Below are 491 nucleotides of genomic sequence, written 5' to 3'. Positions count from 1 at the left end.
GGCAGAGCTATGGTTATATTCGATTAACCAAATACTTACAAGCTCAGGGTATAAAAATGAGTATGTACGCTGTACGTCAGATAAAAGCGCTGAACCAGCTGTATTGTAAGCGACACAAGCGTTTTAAAAGGACTACGAATATTGACCATAATCGAGCGATCTATGAAAACCTGCTGGAGCAACAATTCTCAATGACTAGACCAAATCAAGCATGATCAAGTGATATTACGTACATATGGACTGTTGAAGAATGGCTGTATTTAGCAGCGGTAAAAGACCTTTACACGAAGCAAGTGGTTGGCTATAGCTTAAATGAGCGCATGACAACACAGCTTGTTTGTAATGCGCTAAATATGGCTATTCACAATCAAAAACCAACCAAAGAACTGATTGAGCATTCAGACAGAGGAAGTCAATATTGCAGCCATGAATATCGAAATATACTTGAGCAATATGGTTTTCAAGGTTCAATGAGCAAGCGCGGAGACTGT

Annotated in this window: 1 pseudogene; it reads left to right on the top strand. The window is 39.5% G+C overall.

From position 1 onward, the window contains the following. A pseudogene (locus ACG9ZB_RS16740) lies at positions 1 to 491 on the top strand (IS3 family transposase); the annotation flags it as partial.

Source organism: Acinetobacter johnsonii, from assembly GCF_048551975.1.
Lineage (GTDB): Bacteria > Pseudomonadota > Gammaproteobacteria > Pseudomonadales > Moraxellaceae > Acinetobacter > Acinetobacter johnsonii_A.
The sequence above is the reverse complement of the archived record's forward strand: the minus strand, read 5'-3'. Positions and strand labels throughout refer to the sequence as shown.